4 protein-coding genes are annotated in these 9,168 nt (G+C 46.6%); 3 read left to right on the top strand and 1 reads right to left on the bottom strand.

What is annotated here, in order from left to right; genetic code table 11:
• From LLF78_06435 to LLF78_06425, 3 genes are all read left to right on the top strand, one after another.
• The coding region (locus tag LLF78_06435) for a diguanylate cyclase (GenBank protein MCE5202128.1) at positions 1-3,223 on the top strand (3,223 nt) is incomplete at its 5' end.
• Positions 3,224-3,339: 116 nt separating this feature from the next.
• Complete coding sequence (gene gpt, locus LLF78_06430) at positions 3,340-3,834, top strand: xanthine phosphoribosyltransferase (protein ID MCE5202127.1); 495 nt, start codon at positions 3,340-3,342, stop codon at positions 3,832-3,834.
• A gap of 703 nt (positions 3,835-4,537) precedes the next feature.
• Positions 4,538-8,026, top strand: coding sequence for a diguanylate cyclase (locus LLF78_06425; protein MCE5202126.1), 3,489 nt, complete (start codon positions 4,538-4,540; stop codon positions 8,024-8,026).
• Positions 8,027-8,060: 34 nt separating this feature from the next.
• Here LLF78_06425 and LLF78_06420 read toward each other — a convergent pair.
• The coding region (locus tag LLF78_06420; protein MCE5202125.1) for an aminotransferase class I/II-fold pyridoxal phosphate-dependent enzyme at positions 8,061-9,168 on the bottom strand (1,108 nt) is incomplete at its 5' end.

The raw sequence follows: 9,168 nt of genomic DNA, 5'->3' as shown, positions 1-9,168 counted from the left end.
CGGCAAAAAATTTAATTTTCTCAAATTCTGCGATCGCCCAAACGAAAGGATCGTCTGTAAAAATATCGACGGTATAGATTACATTATATTCCTCGTTCCGGTGATGATAAACGGCAAAGCGGCCGCACAGGTGCAGGGAGTCGTGAAATCATCCGCTCTTGACAACCTTGTTGATCAGAAGATATACGACGGAGATGGCCAAATCCAGCTGCTAAGGAGCGACGGTTCATATATATTAAGCGGAGGGCTTTGGAACAGCGCCGGAGACACCGGCAGCTTTTTCGACTTTATACAGTCGGTAAGACTCAACAACGAAATTGATCTTGAGGAAATAATCAACAGATTTAACAGCAGAAGGGATCTATCCTTGGGCTATACCTACGAAGGCCTGCCGCGTCTGGCATATTTTTCTCCGCTGGGGCTTGAAGACTGGTACATAGGGGTATCCATAAAAGGAAAGACTATTGGCAGCGAAACGGCGGAAGTCAGGAAAAATGCCTCCATGTTGCTGCTTCAAATGGGAATGATCTTTGCCTTACTGATAATTTACATAATATACATGGAGCGGCGTTCGGCTCGTAATATATCCCGCACCGGCCGGATGACGGAAGGGCTGATCGCCAACGTACAGGGCGGGGTCCTGAAGTGCAGGATGGACGATAGATTCACTTACCAATATCTCAGCGGCAGTTTTGCAGAAATGGCCGGCTGCGATTCACCCGAAGAGGCAATTAAAATCTATGACAAGAGCTTCTGGAACAGCATAGTTGCCGAAGACGTTGAGAAAACACGTTCATCGATCATGGGACAGCTCAATGACAAGGGCAGTTTTGAAGTTATATGCCGTATTGTGCGGAAAGACGGGGGCGAGATCTGCGCCATCTGCAAGGGTGAAAGAATGCGCGAATATGACGGCAGCTATTCGATATACAGTGTAATGCTCGATATCACACATACGCAGCGTGCCATTGAAGAATTGCGCGTTAACGAAGAACGTTACAGGATAGCAATGGAGCAGGCCAATATATTTGTATTCGAATATGACCCGTCGACAGACACCATATACAACTCTGAAAAAATGTCCATAAAATTCAATGTGGAGCCCGTAATGGAAAACATTACAGAATACTTTGAGATCCTCAGCAAGGACCCAAAAGAGTCCGAACATGCCAAAGCTTTTATCGGCATTCTGAATCAGGTAAGAGGCGGCGCCAAAAACGCAGAAGCCTCATATTACCGCTATACCGCCGAAGGAAGCCTTATATACATCAAAACACACATTACGGGCGTGTTCGACAGCGAAGGCAATCTTATAAAAGCCGTCGGCATTATTAAAGACATAACTGAGCAAAATGACACAAAAATAAAATACCTCAAGTCAAAAAAATACGGAAATATCCTTTCATCCCTCTATGACCGCTCTTATGAATTTGACGCAACAAACGACAGGGTTACCGATGGAATGGAATATACCACCAATATTTTAGGCCTCTCTCCCGAAGGACCGTTCTCGCCCCTGGCCCGGATATTCGCAGACAGGTGCGTACATCCGGAAGACAGACAGTTATTCCTTAAATTCAACTCATGTGAAGGGGCTGCGGAATTATTTGAAAGAAAAGAGACAGAGCTTGATTTTGAATTCCGCTCCGCAGATTCTGATAAAAAGGACAAAGGAGAATACAGATGGAACTCCGCACACATGTCTATATATATAGACCCCTCTGATTCAACTCTACGCGCCAGAATTTTTGTCCGTGATATAACTGAATCTGCATCCGCGTCTGAGATGCTGAAAAATAAAGCAGAGAGGGATTCTCTGACAAACCTTTATAACAGGAGCAAGACAGAAGAGCTGATAAACAAAACTCTTGAGGAAGACACAGTTGCGGATAAAACGAGAATAAATGCACTGCTATTAATCGACCTTGACAACTTCAAGAAAGTCAACGACATGATGGGACATCTCTTTGGCGATGCGATGCTGACTGAAGTTACAAAAATACTGAAAAAAACGTTCCGTTCCTCAGACATCATGGGACGCATCGGCGGGGATGAGTTTGTAGTATTTATGAAAGATATCCCGAACATGGACATAGCTGTCAAAAAAGCCAGAGAGGCAAACAACGCGCTCAAATTTATACATAAAGGAATCGCCGATAGTTTTTCACTTTCAATAAGCATCGGCATCGCTTTCTCACCTGCAGACGGCACGACATTCAGCGACCTCTGCGGCAGGGCGGACATTGCGCTTTACTGCTCAAAGGACACAGGCAAAGGATGCTGTAATATTTACAATGCGGATGACATGGGGACTGAGTTCGGGCGTGGAAGCACAAACCTTTCATATGACGAGCCCCGCAGGATAAATGACGAGACATTCGAAGAGAATCCGCCGAAACATATATTCCGCATCCTTTACGGTGCAAAAAACATGGATATAGCGATCAAGCTGGTCATGGAACTGATAGTAAGACATTACAATTTTTCACGCGCGTATATATTTGAAAACACTCCTGACGGACAGGGATGCTCAGAGATATACGAGTGGTGCAACGACGGGGTCGAGCCCCATATCCACATGCTGCAAAACTGCCGCTATGGGAAGGAACTGCGCAATTACCAAGATGACTTTGACAGCAGAGGCATCTATTCCACTATCGGCTCCAACCCCGGATTATTTGAACATCAGAAAAATTTTGAAGGCCAGCAGATAGCCGGCTCAATCAAAATCGCACTGATGGACGACGGAGCATACAGAGGCTTTATCGGTTTTGACTGCATGGACGAAAGCATCATGCTCCCTTTGCAGGATATAGACAACGTATCGATGTCAGGCCAGGTAATTGCCGCCTTCCTGATCAGGGAGCTGTTGGCGCAGAAACTGGATGCAAAAATAAATACATTCAAAGCTGCTCTGAATGACATGAATTTCTGCTCATTGATAATTGATGCGGACACACATGAGATACTCTTCGCAAACAAAGAGGCTCTTTCTTTATTCCCTGAGATAAAACCGGGCACAAAATGCCATCATGCCCTCTTTAAAACAAATTCTCCCTGCGGAGTATGCATCATAAAAAACTATATATGCGACAGGTCCGCAGATTATAAAATATCCCTGCCAGGTATGGGCACATCCTTTGAATGTAAAGTGATCCCTGTCGAATGGACCAAACACAGGAATACATATATGCTCCGTTTTTCTGAGATATCAAAATCATAACATGCCTTCCTGCCGCAAGAATCAATAGACAATCTCCATGCCAAAAGATACAATCTGTCGAAACGCTGAATGCTAGGGAATACGGCGCAACTTGTTTTTACACAGGAGGTATTATTATGGCCAATTCAGCAAACCGCTACAACAAGACCTACTCTGTCTCGTGGGAACAGTTACAGCAGGACTGCAGGGCTCTCGCATGGAAGCTTCTGGATCAAAGGAAGGACTGGAGCAGGATCATAACAATCGCACGCGGAGGGCTAGTTCCTGCTGCGATAATTGCGCGTGAACTCGATATACATCTTGTTGATACGATATGCATATCAAGTTATACAATGAAAGACCAGGGTGCCGCAAACATCCTGAAGCGTCCTGACCTTGCCGGAGTCAACGGGACATGGCTCATCATCGACGACCTCGTCGATACAGGCAAGACGGCCAAAATCGTCCGGGACATGTTTGTCGGTGCACATTTCGCAACTGTCTACGCCAAACCGGAGGGGCGCCCGATGGTCGACACATTCATAACGGAAGTCAGCCAGGATACATGGGTCCTCTTCCCATGGGACAGCGCGCCGTCAACCGCGTTCATCCCGCCTATCATAAACATGTAGCTTTTAAAACCATATCAGCCGTATATTTTCCGGCATCTGCAAAGGACACGACAATAAAACATTCCGTTCCGGCACGGGGCGTCCCCCTTTGCCCTTGACATAATGGGATAAAAGGGTAAAATATATAGCTTGTAGTGATATGCAACTTACAAGGAGGTGAGTAAATGAGCAATAAGCTGGTTTATATTTCCGGTACTCCGTTTTGGATTACACCGGAAGGACGCTTTGTCGCAGTCGAGATCAAAAACGGCCTGCCGATCGAGCGGACAGTCATGCGCACCACAGTAAAAAGCCGTTAAGCGGCATTGACCAGAAACCACGCCATTTGAGTTTTACAGGGAAACGAACATGAAGAACCAAATTCAGCACAGGTTCAGACAGGTTGACAGTTCATCAAGATGATATGATTCAAACCTCTGAACCGGTGCCGTGGGGCTTCAACCACAGAAATTCCACGCAGCTTCCTTCATTCAATTTAATTCCTTTTACTTATTCTTTCAAACTTTTTTATTTACATGCCATATATTTTTTCTGCTTGACAAAAATTATCAGGGAGAATAGATTGTTTAGTATCTTATAATATCTATTATATACAGATTTTTGATATAGTAATAGTATAGGAGGTGCATTTATCAGAGCTTTCTTACGTCAAAACAGGATCGAGGCGGGCATAATGCATCCTGATCACCAGCAAAAGCCGACCATGGAAAGACCGCGAAGTTATCTGCCAGTGTTGTTGTTGGTTTTATGTCTTGTCGTAGTCTTCTTTCTTATTTTTATCTCAAACGTCCAAGAAAACCGCCGTAACGAGGAAACCCGGCAGATATCAGAAATTGCGAGTATGTGCGCCGGAAACATCAAAGACCGCTTAGACATATATACGAGCTTAGTAAAGGCGGCAGCGAATCAGATATCAGCCACGGGCGGCCCGAATGACCCAGCCGCGATACAACTTTTAAAGCAGTCCGTTGTTGGGACTGACTTCGTGTCTATGGCAATAACTTTCCCCGATGGCCGCTTTCTTACGACGGACGAAGGGAAATTCCCTCCGCCTGACACATCGCTGATAACAGACAGAATTATTATAAGGACTAGGACAATGGCAGGCGCGGATTACATATCCGTCATAGTGCCGATAACTCAAGGCAGAAACGTTGCTGCAACCATCCGCGGACTTATCCCTGCAAACAGGCTAAAAAATCTTATAAATCAGAATATTTTCAGGGGACAGGGGTACATACACATTATCCGAAGCAACGGCGAATTCATCCTTAGGAGCAATCATCGGAACGCCATCTGCCGGACTACACACAGCAACATATTCGATGTCCTTGCAAAAGCCAGTTTTAACAGCTCTTTGACCCAGGACGACCTGAAAGCGGCAATGAAAAAAGGTGCGGATATATCCTTCAGTTACGCCTACATGGGGCGCCTGCGTATAGCATACTTTAAACCAGTCGGCACAGAGGATTGGTACGTAGGCATATTTGTTCCGGGGGAATATGTCGCAAGCCGCATAGAATCGATAAAAAAGGACGCTGGGCGGCTTGTCTTCCGGATGAGTGCGATCCTTCTCCTTCTGATTTTTTATATATTGTACAGGGAGCGCCGCTCCATGCTCGCACTCAAATCGGCAAACAGGATGACTGAAGCGCTTATAGCCAACATACCGGGCGGGGTCTTTAAATGTAAAATGGATGACAGGTACACAATTGAGTATCTGAGCAGCGGTTTTACGAAACTCACGGGATGTTCGGATGAAGAGGCATTGGACCTGTATCACCGGAGTTTCTGGAACAGTATTTCACCCCAGGAGAGAGAAAATATCCGCACGGAGATACTGTCACAGATTGAAGAAAAAGACAGCTTCGAGGTCGCATACAGAATGGTCGGAACCGACGGTAACGTTACATCCGTGCTTAATAAAGGAGGCAGGATAACCGAAGACAAAGGGATTGATTCCATATACGGAGTGGTGGTTGATATCACCCGGACGCATAAAATTTTAGAGGAACTGTCTGTCAGCGAGGAACGCAACAAAATTGCGATAAAGGAGGCGAATGTGCTGATTTTCGAGTATGACGCGATAAATGACGTGCTTCATAACTCAGATCTGATAGTGGATAAATTTGGCGTGCCTCCGGTCATCAAAGATTTCATGGCAACTGCTGAAAGCAGCGAGGACAAGACCTTTATCAGCTTCTTTTCACATCTTGCATCACTGACTCCGGAGAACCGTACTGCCTCGGCCAGCTATGATTACCATACGCCGAGCGGCTCCTTCTGCCATATCGAGATACATCTGACAGGGATTTTCAGCAATAACGGCGGACTGGTAAACGTCATCGGTGTCATCGAAGATATGACAGAGCAGAAGGACACTGAGATAAAATGGCTGAGGACACAAAAGTACAAGGAGATTCTTGCAAAGCTTTATGACCGAATGTTTGAGTTTGACATCACAAACGACAGAATAATAACCGGCAGAGGATATTTAGCCGGGTATGCTGAGTTGTCCGACAGCTGCAGCGAGATAGCCGAAGTATTTGTAAATACATATGTCCATCCTGACGACAGGGAGAAATTATCATCGATTTCTTCGCCTAAAAGTATTATAGAGCAATATAAAAAAGGGACAACGGACTTCGACATAGAATACAGAATTTTAAATTATGCTGATAATACTTATAGATGGAATACAGCCCATATAACGATATTTATCGACCAGTCAGACTCCGCGCTGCACATGCTCTGGTTCGTAAAGGACATAAACGAGGATAAAGAACGTATAAAACAGCTCTTTGCCAAGGCGACGAGAGATCCTCTTACAGGACTTTTCAACAGGGGACATGCGGAAGAACTTATAAAGGCAAAGATGGCCAAGGATTCGGAGAAGACACCGCGGCCTCTGAATGCGCTTATGATCATAGACCTGGATAACTTCAAGGGCGTCAATGACCTCATGGGACATCTTTTCGGCGATGCGATCCTCACAGAGACAGCAAGGAGGATCCAGGAGACATTCCGTTCGACAGATATAACAGGACGCATAGGCGGCGATGAGTTCATCGTCTTCATGAAGGACATCCCCAACAGCCGCATTGCAATTAAAAAGGCGGAGATCATTTGTGAAAGGCTTAAAAATCTACATAACGGGGGCAGAGGAAAAATTCCCCTGACCGCAAGTATCGGGCTCGTTTTTTCACCGCAAGACGGCAATGAGTTCCGAGATTTATACAACAAGGCTGATATAGCACTCTATCATGCGAAAAATTCCGGTAAGGCATGTATCACGGTTTATGACCCTGATATGGGGGACAGTTTTGCACACAATAACAATCTTGCAGATATAGACAATATCAACGGCACAGAGGGACATTTTGTCGACAACCCCGAAACTCATGTCTTCAAGATACTTTACGGGGCAAAGGACATGGGCATTGCAATAAAGAGCGTTATAGAGCTTATTGTGAGGCACTTCAACTTTGCCCGCGGATATATTTTCGAAAATTCTCCTGACAATCGATATTTCTCTGAGGTATTTGAGATATGCAATGAAGGGGTTGAGCCTACAATCCAGCTGCTGCAGAATTGTTCCTACGAGACAGACAGACCGGATTACCGCCTTAACTTCGACAATGACGGGATATTCCTTATGGACATGGAGACTTATACCGGAAACATGCATGATCTGTTTAAAAAACAGAACATAACAAGTCTTATACAGATAGCTCTCACGGAAAACGGATCATTCAGGGGCTTTCTGGGCTTCGACTGCTGTACGGGGGAAAAGACCCTGACTGAGAAGGAGATCCGCTCTGTGATCCTGTCAGGACAGATAATAGCGTCATTCACGCTCAAGGAACTTGCGAAGAGAAAGATCATAGACAGGGTACGCACTATTAAGGAGGACCTCTCGCGGCTCGATTCCTGCGCCTATGTTGTCGATGCGGACAATAATGAGATCCTTTTCGCAAATAAAAAGGCCGAAGAAACTATGCCTGATATAAAAATAGGGGGAGACCGCCTGTCAAATGAGTTTATAGCAGGCGGGGCGGGTACCATGAAGAAATACGTCCCTGAAATCGGTAAGTGGGCTGAGATCACCGTGACGCCCACAGAGTGGCTGGGCCGCGTAAACGCTTACACGGTAATTTTTGACGTTGGCGCCGAACAGCCGAAGGAAGAATAAACGGGGCTGTTGAAGTTGGCAGATACGCCAGTTTTCAGTATATGTGCTTTTTGATCCTATCCGCAGCCTCCTGCATCTTCTCCTCCGAAACAGTGCATGCGATCCTGACATAGCTGCCGCAGTGGGGACCGAAGGAATCGCCTGGAATCACGACAACGCCCGCCTCCTGGATAATTTTCATGGCAAACTGCCATCCGTTCATGCCTGTGCCGGATACATCCAGGAAGAGGTAGAAACTGCCGCCGGGCATGACTGTCTTTATGCCCGGCAAAGATCCGAATACCTCGGCAGCAAATGCAACCCGTCTGCGGAAGAGGCTGACGATATCCTTAACGCGCCCGTCGCAGTTGCGTATTGCGAATTCCGACGCCATCTGGACCATCGTATTGACACTTATAGTCTGAACAACGCCGATGATCTGCATGGTTTTCAATATAGCCGGGGCACCCATTGCATATCCTATCCTCCAGCCCGTCATCGCGTAGCTCTTGGACATCCCGCCTATCATAACGGTGCGATCCTTCATATCGGGAAGCGACGCAAAGGGGACATGTTCGCCTGAATACGCGAACGCCTCGTAAAGTTCATCCGAAACAACCAAAAGGTCATATCTTTCGGCTATATTTGCAATGGCCTCCAGGATCCCGCGCGGGAATAGAGCTCCGGTGGGGTTACACGGGGAATTTACTATGATTGCCTTTGTCCTGGGAGTTATTTTGCTTTCAACCGCCGCCGGATCCGGAATAAAGCCCCGTTCGACGCCGTTCATACAGTAGACGGGCACTCCGCCGGCTTGCAGCACCTGCTGTTCATAGAACGTGAAACAGGGTTCAAGGAGGATAACTTCGTCTCCTGGATCAAGACAGGCCTGCAACGCAAGAAAAGAGGCCTGACTGCCGCCTGTAGTCACAAAAATCTCGTCTATGCCATATATCAGGTCATACCTGCGCATCCAGTACTCCGATATCGCAGAGCGCAGTCCGGCAAGCCCCATTCCCGGCGCATAGTGTGTCGCCCCGCCCTTTGCGGCTTCATAAAGCGCTTCACAGATCTCCGGAGGCGTAGATATGTCCGGTTCGCCAAGAGTGAGGTCGATGCTGCCCCTGATACCGGCGGCAACAGCCGCCATCTTCATCATCGAA

Source organism: Synergistaceae bacterium, assembly GCA_021372895.1.
Classification (GTDB): Bacteria; Synergistota; Synergistia; order Synergistales; family Synergistaceae; genus JAJFTP01.
Note: the sequence above shows the minus strand (reverse complement) of the source record. Positions and strands in the feature narration are given on the sequence as shown.

Coding starts and splice junctions, on each gene's coding strand:
- gpt (MCE5202127.1), top strand. CDS start 3,340: ATGGCCAATTCAGCAAACCGCTACAACAAGACCTACTCTGTCTCGTGG.
- LLF78_06425 (MCE5202126.1), top strand. CDS start 4,538: ATGGAAAGACCGCGAAGTTATCTGCCAGTGTTGTTGTTGGTTTTATGT.